The organism is Bacillus cereus group sp. Bce019, assembly GCF_051781745.1.
Lineage (GTDB): Bacteria > Bacillota > Bacilli > Bacillales > Bacillaceae_G > Bacillus_A > Bacillus_A cereus.
Window position 1 is genome coordinate 472,947 of record NZ_JBPWJX010000001.1, and the last position, 17,405, is coordinate 490,351.

Below are 17,405 nucleotides of genomic sequence, written 5' to 3' on the forward strand. Positions count from 1 at the left end.
TCCTTAGGCAATCGTGTAGTTTATTGTATGAAAGTAGGGAAAGTATGTGAGTATAAGAAACAGAAAAAAGGTAAAATTTCATGTACTGCAATGGTAAGGATAAAAAATGGATGTTACAATACAATTAATCCTAAAAATGGAATTCGAGGAGGACTTATGCACAAAAAAATTGGATTTTTGGGATTTATCATATCTTGTAGTCTATTAATCATTTTAAAGCTATTTACAAACAATGAATGGATAAGTATTATACCTGTTTTCGGGTTTGTATTTATACTTTTATATAACTGGGATGGTATGAAACAATACAGTAAAAAGTATCGGAATTATGATAGGTATCATCGTTGTTTGCTCATTGTTCGCAGGGGTTATTTTAATAGAGGGTCAGAAACAAATGGAGAAAATGTCTATTTTTCAAGAATGGATGTCTTCTGCAAACGTTCTTTATCTTGTAATTATAGTTGTTATTTTTCTAAGAATTGTTATAAGTATAGCAAGTTACATATTAAAGGAGAAGTAGAATGGGGGAGTACGAATGAGAGAAAAAATAGGATATTATGGTGTGCTAGTTTGTTTACTATTATCAATTATTTCAGGACAATTTCTTAACAGTGAATGGGTACCAGTTATATTATGTATAGGAGTATTGATTTTTGCTCCTATGTATCGCTGGAATGAATGGAAAGCATATAGTCGAAAAAAGAAAATGGTTTTCAGCATCGAATTTGTCATTATAATCAGCACAATTCCGTTTTTGTTATGGAAAGGAAATGAGATAATAGATGGAATTGTAATGTTTCAAGGGTGGTTGTTTATTGCGAAAATGCTATATTTAATATGCATTTTAATGTTGGTAGTGGTAGTCGCTAAAATAGTAAACGAAAAGCTATTCATTAATGAATAAAAGAAAATGCCACCTTATTCGGTGGCATTTCCTCATTTTACTGCATGAGCTTTTTGCATCTTTTTAATTAAACGAATTTGTCCACGATGATTGATTTCATCTTCAAAAACGTGAAACCACTTAAAATAGTTATTTGCTGGTTTGTCATACCAAAAGTCTGTCGTTTTAAATAACCATTCATCAGGTAACGATTGAAAAGTCTCGATTGTTTTGGAACGTACTTCTTGTAATGTATTTATATAAAATTCTATAGCGTTTCCTTTTATTTTTTCACGCCCAAGATCGCCTAATTCAATGCCAGGTAACCAGCGTTCTAATTCAGCCTCCGTTGGTTCACGGTCTTCAAAAGTATGAATTTGGTAGTAAAATTCAATAGCAGCCATATGATACAATAACATGCCAATTGAATTTGCTTCCTTATCATATAAATAATCAAGTTCTTCAATTGTTAAACTTTCCACTGCTTGCATTGTTGTATAGCGAGCGTAATTCATCATGGAAACAAGCTTTGAAAATTCTACATGTAAACCCTCCAATTTATCAATTACAAAATTCAATTAAAATTCCCCCTCTTTAAATGAATACTCCAGAGAAGGAATTCTATGTGCAAAAAAAGTTTTGTTTAAACCTTCATAATATTAACAAGGGATTATAATTAGTTCTCTATTTGATTTTGTAATAACGTCATAACCATCTTTGGTGATGACAATATCATCTTCGATTCTACAACCGCCCCAGTTCGGTATGTAAATGCCCGGCTCAACTGTAACAACCATACCTTCTTGTAAAGTTGCCTTGCTTTCTTGGGATAAGCGAAGTGGTTCATGTATTTCTAACCCAAGACCGTGCCCGGTAGAGTGGCCAAAGTATTGACCGTATCCATGTTCTGTAATGTAATTCCTCGTTATATCATCGATACTTTTCGCAGTTTCTCCAGGCTTAATTGCTTCAGTCCCACGCTTTAACGCTTCTCGTACAACATTGTATATTTTTTGGAATTCTTCCGATGGTTCCCCGATTGCTACGGTACGTGTTATATCGGAACAATATCCGTCGTAAAGTGCACCGAAGTCTAATGTAACGATATCGCCTCGTTCGATTATTTTATTTGATGCAACTCCATGGGGAAGTGAAGAACGAACGCCTGAGGCTACAATGATTTGGAATGAAGAAGATGTGGCCCCTTTTTTTCGCATGAAAAATTCTAACTCATCTCGAACGTCAGTCTCGCTTATTCCAGGCTTTAGAAATGTAACAATATGGTGAAATGCTTCGTCAGCGATCGTAGCTGCGATTTTCATTGTTTCTATTTCAGATGTGTCTTTAATAAGTCGAATATCTTCAATAATCTCACACACTGGAACCATTTCTGTATGTATATATTTTTGTAGTTTCTTAAATTGTTGCAAAGTCATATTATTGTCTTCTATACCAAGTTTTTGAATTTTTAATTTTGATACTTGATTTGCAACTTCTTCTTCTAAATTTCCTTTATGCATAATAATTTCTGCTGCTTTTATTTCCGTTTTTGCTTGATCTACGTAACGGAAATCAGTAATGAAAATAGCTTTATGCGCAGCGATTAAGACAACGCCTGCGCTACCTGTAAAGTTTGTTGCGTATTGACGGTTTTCTTTTTTTGTAATAAGTAACCCGTCGATTCCGTAATTATGTAGTTGTTTTTGGATGTTAGTTATTCTTACATTCATTTTAATTCCTCCTTTTTACATTAATAAAGCAAGAATTGTGCCAGTATATTTATTTAGAATAAAAGAGAAGAGGGTAGCTGTGTGTCAAAAAAACTAGACGAATGTAAAATAAATATATATAAAATTTTTACAGTAAGTTTTTATGTGACTGAACAATAATATAAACTCGCAAACGAAAATCTTTTTAATTTAAATATTATATTTTTTGTATAAATGGATTAATTTAATTGGTATAATAAGGGATTGTTACGTTTTTTATAGGTAAAGAGATGTAACGAAAAAAACTGGGTTAAGGAATGTGAGTGTATGAAGAAATTAAGTAAAGTAATGTCATTTTGTTTGGCCGCTAGTATGCTTGTTATAACGGGGTGTGAAACAAGTGAACACAAAGTTCAAGTAAATGAAACGATTGAACAGCTTGATGAAGCGCCAGAAGTGACAGAAAAAGAAGCGAAAAAGATTGTAAGAAAGAGTGTAGATGGAATAGCAAATGCGTTTAGTGAGATGGAAAAAGAAAATGGATGGAGCCGAAATAATCCTGGGGATTTAGAGACAGCTAAAAAAGGAGTTAAAGGATTGGTTTCAGAAAAGTTTGTAGAGAATCAGCTTCCTGAATTGCTTGCTAACTTTAATAGATCGAGAGAGACTGATATGTTACCATTCCCAAATTATTTTCAAACTGAAATAAGATTTTCTTCTTCACAAGATAAAGAAAATTTAACGGTACATACATTAAGTTTAGAAGATGAAATAGGTCATGCGGCCCAAGATTGGGAATTTCATTTGGTGTATAAAGAAGGGGGATGGTTAATGGATAAATGGTCATTCGTTTTTCCTGAAGATTTAAAACTTACAAAAGAAGAAGCAAATAGAATTTTAAAAATGCCAGACGATAAGAATGTGTCATTTGTAAGTGAAGAAAATAGTGGCGATAAGAAATACATATTCAAAGATAGTAACGGATTAATTACTGTAAATGCGAAAACATCTCTTATTTCATACAATGTAGATAAAAATAGGTATGAAAAGGTAACGAAAGAAAGAAATATTCAAGAAACAGAACAAGTACAGAGAAAGGATTCGAGTGCGTATACAGGCTCAAAAGAAGAGAAACAATCGCAAAAAGAATCTTCTTCAAAGATAGATAGAGCAAATGTTTTAAGTGAATTAGCTGCTATAGATAAACAAGAAAAACATACGAATGCTATGTCAACCAATGATATAGTAAATGAAATAGAAGGAAATTATGAACTGTGGGATAATAAACTAAATGAAATTTACAGTACATTAAAAAGTACGATGTCACCTGATGCGTTTCAGTCGTTAAAAACGAAACAAATTGCGTGGGTTAAAGAAAAAGAAAGTAAAGTTAAAGCAATTGGTACTGATACAAATAACGGAACGATGAGGCGTATAGAAGCTTCAGAAGAGAAATATAAGATGACAAAAGCAAGATGTTATGAATTAGTAAATGGGTATATGAACTAGTGTGAACGAATATAAAAAATGCGTTGCTTATAAGCAACGCATTTTTGTATTTACGCTTTTAATTTCATTACAATATCAGCATCTGGTGTTACATATACGGTTTGCTGATTGTCGTACGTAACAAAACCAAGTTTTGCACCACTCGGTTTTTTGACATGGCGTATTTTGGTGAAATCAACAGGTACAGAGCTAGACTCTTTCGCTTTACTGTAATAGGCAGCAATTTTGGCAGCTTCTAGTAAAGTTTCTTCAGCAGGCTCTAAAGAACGAATGACAACGTGAGAGCCAGGTATGTCTTTCGTATGTAACCAAATTTCATCACGGCGGGCAAACTTCGTTGTTAAATAATCATTTTGTTTATTGTTTTTACCAACGAAAATCTCTGTGCCATCACTTGCTACATATTTATCTAATACTGGTTTAGTAGGCTTTTTCTTTGCGTTTTTCGTTTTGCGATTGCGCACATAACCTTCTTCAGCTAATTCCTCACGAATTTCTTCAATATCTTTTGAAGAAGCAGCTTCCATTTGTTGAAGTAAGCTATCAAAATAAAGAATTTCTTCATTTGTTTTTTCGATTTGTTCTTCTACAACAGCAACCGAATTTTTTGCTTTTTGATACTTTTGGAAATAGCGTTGTGCATTTTCAGATGGTGTTTTTAAAGGATCTAATGTGATTTTTACAGTTCCACCATCCTCATCGTAATAATTAACGACCTCAATATCTTTATCGCCTTTTTTTAAAGCGTACATATTGGCTGTAAGTAGCTCTCCAAATAGTTGATATTTATCTGCTTTTCCAGCATCTTGCAGTGTTTTTTCGAGTTTAATGAGTTTTTTCTCGTTTTTATTTTTTTCGTTTTGCATAAAGCGTTCTAAATCATGAGCTTGTTGTTTTACACGATCACGTTCTGCTTTGCCAAAGAAGAAACGATCTAACAATTCGCTTACTGATGAGAATGTTTTTTCTTCTCCTTGCAAGTGTGTAAGAGGGAAAAGATAAAAGAATTCTTTTCCATTTGCAGTAATCATTGTAGGTGTATATGCATGAGATAGTAATGGTGTTTGTATAGAGAAAAATGCTTCTGATAATGCTTTCTCGTTTACCATACCGGCTTTCTTTACTACTTCTTTTGCAAATAATGGGGATATTCCCATGAAAGCACCGACGAGTTGTTTATCCATATTTCCAGATAGAAAGTCTAGCGGTCTAATAAAATCATCTGCGGTTTCAATTTGCAGAGGATTGATTTTATGTTGGGCTGGTGGCGCGACGTACTCAGCACCAGCATATACAGTTCGGTGACGGTTTACGGCTAATGAAACGTGTTTTAAGCTATCTAAAATCACGTTTGTTTTCGTATCTAATAAGATAATGTTACTATGTCGTCCCATTATTTCAATTACTAATGTTTTTAATGATTCGTCTCCGATTTCATTACGACTGCGAACTGTAATTTGAATAATGCGTTCTAAGTCGATTTGTTCAATTTTTTCAATAAATCCACCTTCTAAATGTTTGCGAAGAAGCATACAGAACATCGGCGGTATTGCTGGCGAATCGTAGTTTTGATTCGTTAAGTGCATACGCGCATATGTAGGATGAGATGAAAGAATTAGTTTTTGGTTCTTTCCATTCGCTCGAATATGTAATAAAATCTCGTATTTTGAAGGTTGATATATTTTGGAAATTCTTCCTGTGTAAAGAGAATTTTCAATTTCATGTGTAATCGCTCTTGTAAATAATCCATCGAATGCCATAAATGAACACTCCTTTCTAACTAAATGTTAATTATAGCATTTTTTTGGACGAGGCTGAATAAGCTTTCAATAGAGTATGTCTGGAATCAGGAGGTCGATAGCAGGATGAACTGGTATGGAATGCGAGCACATGAAGTGGAAGAAAGAACGAATACGAATGTAAAGGTTGGACTTACAGAGAAAGAAGCAGAAGGGCGAGTAAAGAAATTTGGTACTAATGAATTAGAAGAAGCAAAAAGGCCTTCTGCACTAATGGTATTTTTAGCACAGTTTAAAGATTTCATGGTACTCGTTTTGTTTGGAGCAACAATTGTTTCTGCGTTTTTAGGTGAATACATTGATTCTATTGCTATTGTTGCCATTGTTATTATCAATGGTATTCTCGGCTTTTTTCAAGAAAGAAAAGCTGAAAAATCATTGGAAGCTTTAAAGGAACTAGCTGCCCCGCAAGTTACTGTAATGCGGAATGGAAAGTGGGTAAAAGCACCATCTAAAGCACTTGTTTTAGGTGATATTATTAAGTTTTCCAGTGGTGATCGTATTGGGGCTGATGTGCGTCTTGTTGAGGCATCAAGTTTATATATTGAAGAGTCTGCTTTGACAGGGGAGTCCGTACCTGTACAAAAGAAGGTAGAAGCACTGCAAGGGCAAGATGTTGCAATTGGGGATCAAAAAAATATGGCTTTTATGGGGACAATGATTACGCGAGGATCTGGTACAGGAGTCGTTGTAGCAACTGGTATGAATACAGCGATGGGGCAAATTGCAAATATGTTGCAAAATGCAGAGCAAATGGAAACGCCACTGCAAAGAAGGTTAGAACAGCTCGGAAAAATATTAATTATTGTAGCTCTTATTTTGACAGCGCTCGTTGTATTGGCTGGTGTGTATCAAGGGAATGAAGTATATCATATGTTTTTAGCTGGCGTATCGCTAGCTGTTGCGGCTATTCCAGAAGGATTGCCAGCAATTGTTACAGTAGCTTTATCACTTGGTGTACAGCGTATGATAAAAAAGAGAGCAATTGTAAGGAAGTTACCGGCCGTAGAAACGTTAGGCTGCGCTTCTGTTATATGCTCTGATAAAACGGGAACAATGACACAAAACAAAATGATGGTAACACATATGTGGTCAGGCGGAGAATTGTGGAAAGTGACAGGGCAAGGATATGAACCTAATGGCTCTTTTATGAAAGGTGAAAAAGAAGTGAATCCAGCTAAGACAAAATCACTTTATCAGCTACTTACATTTGGTTCACTATGTAACAATGCAAATATTATTCAAAAGAAAAAGGCGTACGTATTAGATGGGGATCCAACAGAGGGAGCGCTTGTAGCTGCAGCAATGAAAGCTGGGATAACACGTGAGGCATTGAAAGGGAAATTTGAAATTATTCGTGAATTTCCATTTGATTCAACTCGAAAAATGATGAGTGTTATTGTACGAGATCGAGAGGGGAAAAAGTTTATTGTTACGAAAGGAGCACCGGATGTTCTTTTGCAAATGAGTCAAACAATCTTATGGGGGGATAAGCAGCAGCCGTTAAGTGAGCTATATAGAAAAGAAGTACAGGCGGCTATTCATAGCTTAGGTAGTCAAGCGCTTCGAACAATTGCAGTTGCGTTTAAACCTTTAAAAGTCACGGATTCTATTGAACATGAAAGAGACGTTGAAAAAGATTTTATGTTGGTTGGGATACAAGGTATGATTGACCCGCCAAGGCCAGAAGTCGCGCAGGCGGTAAAAGAGTGTAAAGAAGCTGGTATTCGAACAGTAATGATTACAGGTGATCATAAAGTGACAGCAATGGCGATTGCTGAACAATTAGGAGTTTTACCACCAGATGGACGCGTTGTTGAAGGAGTAGAACTCGCGAATATGGATGTGGAGGAATTAGAAAATGTTGTAGAAGATACGTATGTATTCGCTCGTGTATCACCTGAGCATAAATTGAAAATTGTTAAAGCATTGCAAAATCAAGGACATATAGTAGCGATGACAGGTGATGGAGTGAACGATGCTCCAGCTATAAAAACAGCGGATATTGGGATAGCGATGGGGATTACAGGGACAGATGTTGCAAAAGAAGCCTCTTCACTTGTTTTACTAGATGATAATTTTGCTACAATTAAGTCAGCGATTAAAGAAGGAAGAAATATATACGAGAACATACGTAAGTTCATTCGCTACTTATTGGCGTCAAATGTTGGAGAAATTTTAGTTATGTTATTTGCGATGTTACTTGCATTACCACTGCCGATGGTTCCTATTCAAATTTTATGGGTGAACTTAGTTACTGATGGTTTACCAGCGATGGCATTAGGTTTGGATAAGGCTGAAGGAGATGTGATGAAGAGAACACCGCGTCACCCGAAAGAAGGGGTATTCGCTAGAGGGCTTGCGTGGAAAATAATAAGTCGAGGGTTTTTAATTGGAGCAGTGACGTTAGTGGCGTTTATTATTGCGTATAACCAACATCCAAATGAACTGAAATATGCACAAACTGTAGCGTTCGCGACGTTGGTACTTGCACAGCTTATTCATGTATTTGATTGTCGTAGTGAGCATTCTGTCTTTCACCGTAATCCATTTGGGAACGTGTATTTAGTAGTGGCGGTTATTATTTCGTTACTACTTATGCTAGTGGTTATATATTATCCACCGTTACAACCGATCTTTAGCACAATGCCGATACAAGCAAGAGATTGGTTATTAATTGGAGGTTTGTCATCAATTCCGACTTTCTTACTAGTAGGTTCTTTATTAACAGGGAAAAAGGCTAAGAAGAAAAAGCCGATGTTATATAAGAAGGGATTAAACTTGAAATAGTCAATGTTATGAAAATGTGATATAATTTACAGAAGGTAGTAGAGCCTTGTCTCTATTACCTTTTTCATTGAGTTATTTTATGGCTTGGATGTGATAAAAATGATTTCTAGTATGACAGGGTTTGGAAGATCGAAAGTAGAAAGTGATACTTTTCAAATTACAGTAGAAATGAAATCGGTGAACCACCGTTTTTTAGAGATGAGTATTCGACTTCCTAAGCAAATGATGGTATTTGAGGACAAAATTCGTAAAATAATTGCACAGCAAGTTCGACGTGGGCGCATCGAAGTGTCTATTAGTATAGCAGGTGAAGGACTTGTTGAAAGAAAATTAAGTGTGAATTGGTCACTTCTTGAGCAGTACCAATCGATGATGGAAGATATAAAAGGGAAATTTCAATTACAAGATTCTATTACACTCGAACAATTAATGGCAATGCCAGAAGTAACAGCAATTGAAGAAATAGAAAATGTAAATGAACATTTTGAGAACAGTTTATATGAGGCTGTTCGTCAAGCTGCTCATATGTTGAAAACGATGAGAGATGGCGAAGGAGAACGATTACATAAAGATATAGCGTATCGTTTACAAGAGATTAGCAATTGTGTAAATGCGATTATTCCACATGCACCAATTGTTACACAAAAATATCGTGAACGATTAGAAAATCGCTTAAAAGAATTACATAATCAAGATCTAGATGAACAAAGATTGCTAACAGAAGTCGCAATCTTTGCAGAGCGTTGTGATATTCATGAAGAGTTAGTTCGTTTGCAAAGTCATTTAGAGCAATTTCGTGAAACATTGCAGATTGAAGAGCCTGTTGGAAGGAAAATGGATTTCATCGTGCAAGAGATGCATAGAGAAATTAATACGATTGGTTCTAAGGCAAATGACTTAACAATTTCAAAATATGTTGTAGAAATGAAAAATAACCTTGAAAAAATTCGTGAACAAGTACAAAATATTGAGTAGCTTTCAAAAAATATATAAAGTTATACGTGGTGGAGAAATCGGATAGACTTACTAGGAGGCGCAAACTATGGCCATGCGGTTTTTAAATATTGGATACGGAAATATTGTATCTGCTCATCGAATTATTGCTATTGTAAGTCCGGAGTCAGCTCCTATTAAACGAACAGTACAAGAAGCACGCGAACATAATGCTTTGCTTGATGCTACGTATGGGAGAAAAACAAGGGCGGTTATTGTTATGGATGATGGGCATGTTGTATTAAGTCCAATTCAACCAGAGACGATTGCACATCGTTTGAATAATAAAGAAGATTTAAGTGAGGAAGGGTAGGTTTTACATATTTATGAGAAGTAGAAGAGGATTGCTCATCGTTCTTTCAGGGCCTTCTGGGGTTGGAAAAGGGACGGTTCGTAAAGAGCTGTTTAGCCATGAGGATACACGTTTTCAGTACTCTATTTCAGTAACGACACGTAAGCCGCGTGAAGGTGAAGTAGATGGTGTGGATTATTTCTTTAAAGAAAGAGAAGAATTCGAGGAAATGATTCGTAATGAAAAATTACTTGAGTGGGCTGAGTTCGTAGGTAATTATTACGGAACACCGATTGACTATGTTGAAAAAACATTACAAGAAGGAAAAGATGTATTCTTAGAAATTGAAGTGCAAGGAGCAATTCAAGTTAAGAAAGCTTTCCCAGAAGGTGTATTTATTTTCTTAGCACCTCCAAGTTTATCTGAACTAAAGAGCCGTATTGTCGGACGTGGTACAGAGACTGAAGATGTTATTGAAAATCGTTTAACTGTAGCGAAAGAAGAAATCGAGATGATGGACGCTTACGACTATGTAGTAGAAAACGATCAAGTTGAATTAGCTTGTGATAGAATTAAAGCAATTGTGGTTGGCGAACATTGCCGCCGCGAAAGGGTAGCAAAATATTATAAAGAAATGACGGAGGGTCTATAATTATGTTAAATCCATCAATTGACTCATTACTACAAAAAATCGATTCTAAGTACACTTTAGTAACAGTGGCTGCAAAACGCGCACGTGAAATGCAACTTGCTAATAACTGTGTTGTAGAAAAACCTGTTTCTCATAAATGTGTAGGTAAAGCATTAGAAGAAATCGATGCAGAAGCATTAAGCTACGTACCAAGTGAAGATAAAGTAGCTGAATAAGCCTTTGCCTTCGACAAAATAAAACATAGACTTTATAATTTTCTATGTAACGGTAACAACCTATTTACAAGTAGGTTGTTATTTTTTTACGAAAGGAATGAAATATCGGTACTGACGAGCTGAGAATTCTATTTCAGTATTATAAGTTTGAAAAAGAAAGAGGACGAGTCATATGCTAAAAGGGAAAAAGATACTTTTATGTGTAACAGGAGGCATTGCGGTTTTTAAAGCAGCTGCGTTAACGAGTAAATTGACACAATCTGGCGCGATTGTCAAAGTAATGATGAGTGAGTCGGCAATGAAGTTTGTTACGCCTCTTACATTCCAAGCGCTTTCTCGCCATGATGTATATACGGATACATTCGATGAGAAAGACTCAGCTGTTATTGCTCATATTGATTTAGCAGATTGGGCGGATGTTGTACTTGTCGCACCTGCTACTGCCAATTGTATTGGAAAGTTAGCTGGTGGTATTGCAGATGATATGATTACAACTACTTTGTTAGCTACTACAGCTCCGGTATGGATTGCGCCTGCTATGAATGTGCATATGTATGAAAATAAAATAGTTCAAAAAAATATGATGACATTGAAAACGCTAGGATATACATTTATTGAGCCTGGGGAAGGCTTTTTAGCATGTGGATATGTAGCGAAGGGACGACTAGAAGAACCTGAAGCAATTATTGCACGGTTAGAGGAAGCTTTCTCAGAACACAAACCATTGCAGGGAAAAAGAATATTAATAACTGCTGGCCCAACACGTGAAAAGGTTGATCCAGTTCGTTTTATGACGAATTTTTCTTCTGGGAAAATGGGGTATGCGATTGCGGAAGTGGCAGCGAATTTAGGCGTTGATGTTATACTCGTTTCAGGACCGACAGCATTAAATCCACCGTTACATGTAACGACAGTGCAAGTGGAATCTGCACAAGATATGTTAGAAGCAGTTCTTCAACATTATCAAAACGTAGACGTTGTCATTAAAACAGCAGCAGTTGCAGATTATCGTCCGAAATATGTGCATGAGAATAAAATGAAAAAGCAAAATGGTGATGCTGTCATTGAACTTGAAAGAACGGTGGATATTTTAAAAACATTAGGTCAGAAAAAGGATAAACAGTTACTTATCGGTTTTGCTGCTGAAACGACAAATGTAGAGGAATATGCAACGAAAAAACTACGTGAGAAAAATGCAGATATGATTGTCGCGAATGATGTAAAAGCGCAAGGAGCTGGATTTGGCACGGATACGAATATTGTAACAATGTATAGAAAAGATGGAAAAGTTATTGAGTTGCCACTTTTAATGAAAAAAGAGGTAGCTCGTGAAATATTGAAGCAAATTGAAATGATGTTAGAAGATGATCGTTTATGAAATTTGCAAGTGTAATTGTTGATGTACCTGCCCGTCAGACAGATCGACCATTTGATTACATTATTCCTAAAAAATGGGAAGATATTGTACAGACAGGAATGCGTGTAGTAGTTCCGTTTGGGCCAAGAAAATTGCAAGGTTTTATTATTGGGATTAAAGATTCGGTGGATGTAGAAAGTAAGAAGTTAAAGACAATCCATGAAATATTAGATGTAACACCGGTTTTAAATGATGAATTATTAAAGCTTGGATATTGGCTTACAAGTGAAACGTTATGCTACATGATTTCAGCTTTTCAAGTGATGCTTCCAACTGCGATAAAAGCAACGTATAAAAAACGTCTACAACTTTGTAAACAGGAAGAAATAGCACCTGAAATACTATATTTATTTCAGGATAAAGAAGCAATTGATTTTGAAGTAATCGAGCAACAGCCACATTTATACCGAACTATTCAACAAGAAATTAAAAATGGTACGGTTGAAGTCGTTTATCAGGTGAAAGATAAAGTACAAAAGAAGAAGCAAAGAGTGGTTCAGCCGGAGTTGCCAGAAGATAAATTGGAATTAGCGGCATTTGAACTGAAAAGTAAAAAACAACAAGATGTACTGTATTATTTTGTGGAAAATTATAAAAGTACACCGTTGAAAGTAATTACAGAAGAGTTACAAATAACAGATGCTCCAATAAAAGCACTTGTTAAAAAGGGATTCATTTCAGAAAAGTATGTGGAAGTATACCGAAATCCGTATGACGATGATGATTTTGAACAAACAAAACCATTTCCACTTACGGAGGAACAAAAACAAGTTATTACACCGATTTTATCATCAATTACAAATGAAACTTATAATCCATTTTTACTATATGGTGTTACAGGAAGTGGAAAGACAGAAGTATATTTACAATCTATAGCAGCAGTGCTCAAGAAAGGAAAAGAAGCTATCGTTCTTGTTCCTGAAATTGCACTAACGCCCCAAATGGTGGATCGTTTTAAAGGTAGGTTTGGCTCGCAAGTTGCAGTTCTTCATAGTGCGTTGTCTGTTGGAGAAAAGTATGACGAGTGGCGTAAGATTTTAAGAAAAGAAGTGAAAGTTGTAGTTGGTGCGCGTTCAGCTGTTTTTGCGCCTTTTGAGAATTTAGGGATTATTATTATTGATGAAGAGCATGAATCAAGTTACAAACAAGAAGATAATCCGAGGTATCATGCAAGAGATGTAGCTGTCTGGAGAGGACAATATCATAAATGTCCTATCGTTCTTGGTAGTGCGACACCAACACTTGAATCGTTTGCAAGGGCGAAAAAAGGTGTTTATGAACTATTAACAATGGAAAAACGTATGAATGAACAAGCTTTACCAACGGTAGAGATTGTTGACATGCGAGAAGAACTTCGTGACGGGAATCGATCAATGTTTTCTAAGGCGCTGCATGAAAAAATAGCAGATCGATTAGAAAAGAAAGAACAAATGGTACTCTTTTTAAATAGAAGAGGTCATTCTACATTTGTTATGTGCCGTGATTGTGGGTATGTTGTCCAATGTCCGCATTGTGATATTTCATTGACATATCATAAAATGAATCATCGTTTAAAATGTCATTATTGTAGTTACGAAGAGAATATGCCAACTGAGTGTCCAGCTTGTCAAAGTACATACATTCGTTTCTTTGGTACAGGTACACAAAAGGTAGAAGAAGAAATTACAAAACTATTTCCAGAGGCGCGAGTCATTCGAATGGATGTAGATACGACAAGTCGAAAAGGAATGCATGAAAAATTATTAAAGGCGTTTGGGGAAGAAAAAGCAGATATATTACTTGGAACACAAATGATTGCTAAAGGATTAGATTTTCCGAAAGTAACGCTCGTTGGGGTTTTAACTGCAGATACGATGCTTCACTTACCTGATTTTCGGGCGAGTGAAAAGACATATCAGTTATTGACGCAAGTAAGTGGACGAGCGGGTAGACATGAATTGCCAGGGGAAGTTGTGATTCAAACGTATACGCCAGAACATTACAGTATAGAGTTAGCGAAGAACCAACAATATGATGTGTTTTTTGACCAAGAAATGCAAATGAGACGAACAAGACAATATCCCCCATATTACTATGTTGTACTCGTAACTGTATCTCATCCAGAATTATTAAAAGCGGTACAAGTGACGGAAAAAATTGCCTCGTATTTACGAACGCATTGCTCACAGCAAACAATGGTGCTAGGACCAGTTGCTTCAGCGATTCCAAGGATAAAAGATAGATATCGTTATCAATGCATGATAAAATACAAACGGGAACCAAACTTAAAGAACGTGCTCAAAATGGTAAATGAACATTATCAAGCAGAAATGCAAAAAGAGCTACAAATCTCAATTGATTTTAATCCAACAATGTTAATGTAGCGGAGGGAAATATGGCAGTTTTAGAAATAATAAAGCATCCAAATGAAGTATTAGAAACACCATGCGAAAGAGTAATTAACTTTGATAAAAAGTTAGTGAAATTGTTGAAAGATATGCATGAAACAATGTTAATTGCGGACGGAGTCGGTTTAGCTGCGCCTCAAGTAGGTGTAAGCTTGCAAGTAGCGGTTGTTGATGTCGATGATGATACTGGGAAAATCGAGTTAATCAATCCATCAATATTAGAAAAACGTGGTGAACAAGTAGGTCCCGAAGGCTGTTTAAGCTTCCCGGGACTTTATGGTGAAGTAGAACGTGCCGATTATATTAAAGTAAGAGCGCAAAATCGCCGTGGGAAAGTATTCTTATTAGAAGCGGAAGGATTTTTAGCGCGTGCAATTCAACATGAAATTGATCATTTACACGGTGTTTTATTTACATCGAAAGTGACAAGATATTATGAAGAAAACGAACTAGAATAGGTGTTAAAAGGAGCGGTTTTTAAATGATAAAAGTAGTGTTTATGGGAACACCGGACTTTTCAGTGCCGGTGCTTCGTCGTCTTATTGAAGATGGCTATGAGGTAGTAGGTGTTGTGACGCAACCTGATCGTCCAGTAGGTAGAAAAAAAGTATTAACACCTACACCTGTTAAAGTTGAAGCGGAAAAACATGGTATCCCTGTGTTACAGCCGTTAAAAATTCGTGAAAAAGATGAATATGAAAAAGTATTGGCATTAGAGCCAGATTTAATTGTAACAGCTGCATTTGGGCAGATTGTACCAAATGAAATTTTAGAAGCACCAAAGTATGGGTGTATTAATGTTCACGCTTCTTTACTTCCTGAACTTCGTGGTGGTGCACCAATTCATTATGCAATTATGGAAGGTAAAGAAAAAACAGGTATTACAATTATGTATATGGTAGAAAAATTGGATGCTGGTGATATCTTAACGCAAGTGGAAGTTGAAATTGAAGAGCGTGAAACGACAGGCTCATTATTTGATAAATTAAGTGAAGCAGGAGCACACCTTCTATCTAAAACAGTGCCTTTATTAATTCAAGGTAAGTTAGAACCGATTAAACAAAACGAAGAAGAAGTAACGTTTGCGTACAATATAAAACGTGAGCAAGAGAAAATTGATTGGACAAAAACAGGTGAAGAAGTATACAATCACATTCGCGGATTGAATCCATGGCCAGTTGCTTATACAACTTTAGCAGGACAAGTTGTTAAAGTATGGTGGGGGGAAAAAGTGCCTATAACTGAACCGGCTGAAGCAGGTACGATTGTTGCAATCGAAGAAGATGGTTTTGTTGTAGCAACGAGTAATGAAACAGGTGTTAAAATTACTGAATTGCAACCTTCTGGTAAAAAGCGTATGAGTTGTTCACAATTTTTACGTGGAACAAAACCTGAAATTGGAACGAAGTTAGGAGAAAATGCATGAGACAAAATGTTCGTGAATTAGCTCTTGATGGTTTAATTCAAGTGGAAAAAAGTGGTGCATATAGCAACTTACTTTTAAATAATCTAATTGAAAAAAGTGCAATTGATAGAAAAGATATTGGTTTATTAACTGAAATTGTATATGGAACGATTCAACGTCGTGACACATTAGATTATTATTTACAGCCTTTTTTAAAAAAGAAGGTTGAGGCGTGGGTAAGAGTATTGCTTCGCTTATCTTTATATCAAATGATTTATTTAGACCGAGTGCCAGAAAGAGCGGCTATTCATGAAGCGGTTGAGATTGCAAAGCGTCGCGGGCATAAAGGAATTGCTGGTATGGTGAACGGTGTATTACGTTCGATTCAGAGAGAAGGTGTACCTTCTGTAGATGAAATCAAGGATCCAGTAGAACGTCTTGCAATTACAACAAGTCATCCAGTTTGGCTTGTCCAAGAGTGGACTTCAGAATATGGTTTAGAAACTGCAGAAAAAATGTGCGAAGTAAACATGTTACCCCCTGTACCAACAGCGCGTGTGAATGTTGATAAGGTAACTGTAGAAGAAGCGATTGAGTTGTTAGCAAGTGAAGGTATAGAAGCAAAACGTGGTGACTTATCAGATGATGCTATTCAGATTGAAAGAGGAAATGTAGCGCATACAGAAGCGTTTAAAAAAGGATTTCTTTCTATTCAAGATGAAAGTTCTATGCTTGTAGCACGCGCTTTAGAACCGAATACGGGAGATGCAGTCCTTGATAGTTGTGCTGCTCCAGGCGGAAAAACAACGCATATCGCGGAACGATTAAAGGGAACTGGTAAGGTCATGTCCCTTGATTTACATGCACACAAAGTACGTTTAATTAAACAGCAAGCAGAGCGACTTGGTCTAGAAAATGTCGAAACTAAAGCGCTAGATGCTAGAAAAGTGCAAGAGCACTTTGCAAATGAAACGTTTGATAAAATATTGGTAGATGCACCGTGTTCTGGATTTGGTGTAATTAGACGTAAACCTGATATTAAGTTAGGAAAAGATAAAGGCGATAGTGAAAGATTATCGACGATTCAAATTGCAATACTAGAAAAAATAGCACCATTATTAAAACAAGGCGGTCGTCTTGTTTATAGTACGTGCACAATTGAGAAAATAGAAAATGAACAAGTAATAGAGAAATTTTTACAAGAACATCCTGAATTTGAATGGGATACTACGCTTAAAGAGCGTATGCCAGAAAAATTAACTCCGTATATTGATGAAGGTCAAGTGCAAATTTTACCGCATTATTTTGCGACGGATGGCTTTTATATTGCTTGTTTAAGGAAGAAGGTGTAGCA

General features: G+C 36.0%; 15 protein-coding genes and 1 pseudogene. 13 read left to right on the forward strand and 3 right to left on the reverse strand.

Annotated features, from left to right (window positions below):
* The first annotated feature begins 156 nt into the window (after positions 1 to 156).
* Positions 157 to 520 (forward strand): annotated as a pseudogene (locus ACS2QP_RS02635) (YoqO family protein).
* 15 nt (positions 521 to 535) lie between these two features.
* On the forward strand, positions 536 to 904 hold the full coding sequence (locus ACS2QP_RS02640) for a YoqO family protein (protein WP_326263654.1): 369 nt from the start codon (positions 536 to 538) through the stop codon (positions 902 to 904).
* Positions 905 to 936: 32 nt separating this feature from the next.
* Here ACS2QP_RS02640 and ACS2QP_RS02645 read toward each other — a convergent pair whose 3' ends face one another.
* Together ACS2QP_RS02645 and ACS2QP_RS02650 are read right to left on the reverse strand one after the other, a co-directional pair.
* Complete coding sequence (locus ACS2QP_RS02645) at positions 937 to 1,461, reverse strand: DinB family protein (protein ID WP_001012056.1); 525 nt, start codon at positions 1,459 to 1,461, stop codon at positions 937 to 939.
* Positions 1,462 to 1,542: 81 nt separating this feature from the next.
* Positions 1,543 to 2,613 carry a M24 family metallopeptidase gene (locus ACS2QP_RS02650; protein ID WP_025689245.1) on the reverse strand — a complete coding sequence of 357 codons (1,071 nt, stop codon included), beginning with the start codon at positions 2,611 to 2,613 and terminating at the stop codon, positions 1,543 to 1,545.
* A 306-nt stretch (positions 2,614 to 2,919) separates the two neighbouring features.
* Between ACS2QP_RS02650 and ACS2QP_RS02655 the strand changes: the two genes are divergently transcribed.
* Complete coding sequence (locus ACS2QP_RS02655) at positions 2,920 to 4,101, forward strand: lysozyme inhibitor LprI family protein (protein WP_000736521.1); 1,182 nt, start codon at positions 2,920 to 2,922, stop codon at positions 4,099 to 4,101.
* A 50-nt stretch (positions 4,102 to 4,151) separates the two neighbouring features.
* Here the strand turns inward: ACS2QP_RS02655 and ACS2QP_RS02660 are convergent, their stop codons facing one another.
* Positions 4,152 to 5,861: an Rqc2 family fibronectin-binding protein gene (locus tag ACS2QP_RS02660; protein WP_000863284.1), complete on the reverse strand. Its 1,710-nt coding sequence runs from the start codon at positions 5,859 to 5,861 to the stop codon at positions 4,152 to 4,154.
* A 105-nt stretch (positions 5,862 to 5,966) separates the two neighbouring features.
* Here ACS2QP_RS02660 and ACS2QP_RS02665 point away from each other — a divergent pair, with 105 nt between their 5' ends.
* The 10 genes from ACS2QP_RS02665 to rsmB all read left to right on the forward strand — a co-directional run bounded on the left by ACS2QP_RS02665 (position 5,967) and on the right by rsmB (position 17,403).
* On the forward strand, positions 5,967 to 8,690 hold the full coding sequence (locus ACS2QP_RS02665; RefSeq protein ID WP_438882116.1) for a calcium-translocating P-type ATPase, SERCA-type: 2,724 nt from the start codon (positions 5,967 to 5,969) through the stop codon (positions 8,688 to 8,690).
* 99 nt (positions 8,691 to 8,789) lie between these two features.
* Positions 8,790 to 9,665: a YicC/YloC family endoribonuclease gene (locus tag ACS2QP_RS02670; RefSeq protein WP_000625866.1), complete on the forward strand. Its 876-nt coding sequence runs from the start codon at positions 8,790 to 8,792 to the stop codon at positions 9,663 to 9,665.
* Positions 9,666 to 9,732: 67 nt separating this feature from the next.
* Positions 9,733 to 9,996: an extracellular matrix/biofilm regulator RemA gene (remA, locus tag ACS2QP_RS02675; protein ID WP_001251456.1), complete on the forward strand. Its 264-nt coding sequence runs from the start codon at positions 9,733 to 9,735 to the stop codon at positions 9,994 to 9,996.
* Between the two features lie 13 nt (positions 9,997 to 10,009).
* The gene (gene gmk / locus ACS2QP_RS02680) at positions 10,010 to 10,627 is read left to right on the forward strand and encodes a guanylate kinase (RefSeq protein ID WP_001257741.1); all 618 of its coding nucleotides are present in this window, start codon (positions 10,010 to 10,012) and stop codon (positions 10,625 to 10,627) included.
* Between the two features lie 2 nt (positions 10,628 to 10,629).
* Positions 10,630 to 10,842 (forward strand): DNA-directed RNA polymerase subunit omega, encoded by a 213-nt coding sequence (rpoZ, locus tag ACS2QP_RS02685; RefSeq protein WP_000933960.1) that lies wholly within the window; start codon positions 10,630 to 10,632, stop codon positions 10,840 to 10,842.
* Positions 10,843 to 11,014: 172 nt separating this feature from the next.
* Entirely contained in the window at positions 11,015 to 12,220 is a 1,206-nt protein-coding gene (gene coaBC / locus ACS2QP_RS02690) for a bifunctional phosphopantothenoylcysteine decarboxylase/phosphopantothenate--cysteine ligase CoaBC (RefSeq protein WP_336455867.1), read from the forward strand.
* A complete protein-coding gene (gene priA / locus ACS2QP_RS02695) occupies positions 12,217 to 14,622 on the forward strand; it encodes a primosomal protein N' (protein ID WP_000666720.1) in 2,406 nt (801 codons plus the stop codon). Before coaBC ends, priA begins: the two co-directional genes overlap by 4 nt.
* Before the next feature lie 11 nt (positions 14,623 to 14,633).
* The gene (gene def, locus ACS2QP_RS02700; protein ID WP_000279455.1) at positions 14,634 to 15,104 is read left to right on the forward strand and encodes a peptide deformylase; all 471 of its coding nucleotides are present in this window, start codon (positions 14,634 to 14,636) and stop codon (positions 15,102 to 15,104) included.
* Positions 15,105 to 15,127: 23 nt separating this feature from the next.
* Positions 15,128 to 16,072: a methionyl-tRNA formyltransferase gene (gene fmt / locus ACS2QP_RS02705; protein ID WP_000598804.1), complete on the forward strand. Its 945-nt coding sequence runs from the start codon at positions 15,128 to 15,130 to the stop codon at positions 16,070 to 16,072.
* Positions 16,069 to 17,403: a 16S rRNA (cytosine(967)-C(5))-methyltransferase RsmB gene (gene rsmB, locus ACS2QP_RS02710; protein WP_001249666.1), complete on the forward strand. Its 1,335-nt coding sequence runs from the start codon at positions 16,069 to 16,071 to the stop codon at positions 17,401 to 17,403. Before fmt ends, rsmB begins: the two co-directional genes overlap by 4 nt.
* Positions 17,404 to 17,405: the final 2 nt, after the last annotated feature.

Bases quoted from the DNA above. Each gene is read 5' to 3' on its own strand.
- ACS2QP_RS02655 (WP_000736521.1), top strand. From the start codon at position 2,920: ATGAAGAAATTAAGTAAAGTAATGTCATTTTGTTTGGCCGCTAGTATG.
- def (WP_000279455.1), top strand. From the start codon at position 14,634: ATGGCAGTTTTAGAAATAATAAAGCATCCAAATGAAGTATTAGAAACA.
- remA (WP_001251456.1), top strand. From the start codon at position 9,733: ATGGCCATGCGGTTTTTAAATATTGGATACGGAAATATTGTATCTGCT.
- coaBC (WP_336455867.1), top strand. From the start codon at position 11,015: ATGCTAAAAGGGAAAAAGATACTTTTATGTGTAACAGGAGGCATTGCG.
- ACS2QP_RS02640 (WP_326263654.1), top strand. From the start codon at position 536: ATGAGAGAAAAAATAGGATATTATGGTGTGCTAGTTTGTTTACTATTA.
- rpoZ (WP_000933960.1), top strand. From the start codon at position 10,630: ATGTTAAATCCATCAATTGACTCATTACTACAAAAAATCGATTCTAAG.
- rsmB (WP_001249666.1), top strand. From the start codon at position 16,069: ATGAGACAAAATGTTCGTGAATTAGCTCTTGATGGTTTAATTCAAGTG.
- gmk (WP_001257741.1), top strand. From the start codon at position 10,010: ATGAGAAGTAGAAGAGGATTGCTCATCGTTCTTTCAGGGCCTTCTGGG.
- priA (WP_000666720.1), top strand. From the start codon at position 12,217: ATGAAATTTGCAAGTGTAATTGTTGATGTACCTGCCCGTCAGACAGAT.
- ACS2QP_RS02650 (WP_025689245.1), bottom strand. From the start codon at position 2,613: ATGAATGTAAGAATAACTAACATCCAAAAACAACTACATAATTACGGA.
- ACS2QP_RS02670 (WP_000625866.1), top strand. From the start codon at position 8,790: ATGATTTCTAGTATGACAGGGTTTGGAAGATCGAAAGTAGAAAGTGAT.
- ACS2QP_RS02660 (WP_000863284.1), bottom strand. From the start codon at position 5,861: ATGGCATTCGATGGATTATTTACAAGAGCGATTACACATGAAATTGAA.
- fmt (WP_000598804.1), top strand. From the start codon at position 15,128: ATGATAAAAGTAGTGTTTATGGGAACACCGGACTTTTCAGTGCCGGTG.
- ACS2QP_RS02665 (WP_438882116.1), top strand. From the start codon at position 5,967: ATGAACTGGTATGGAATGCGAGCACATGAAGTGGAAGAAAGAACGAAT.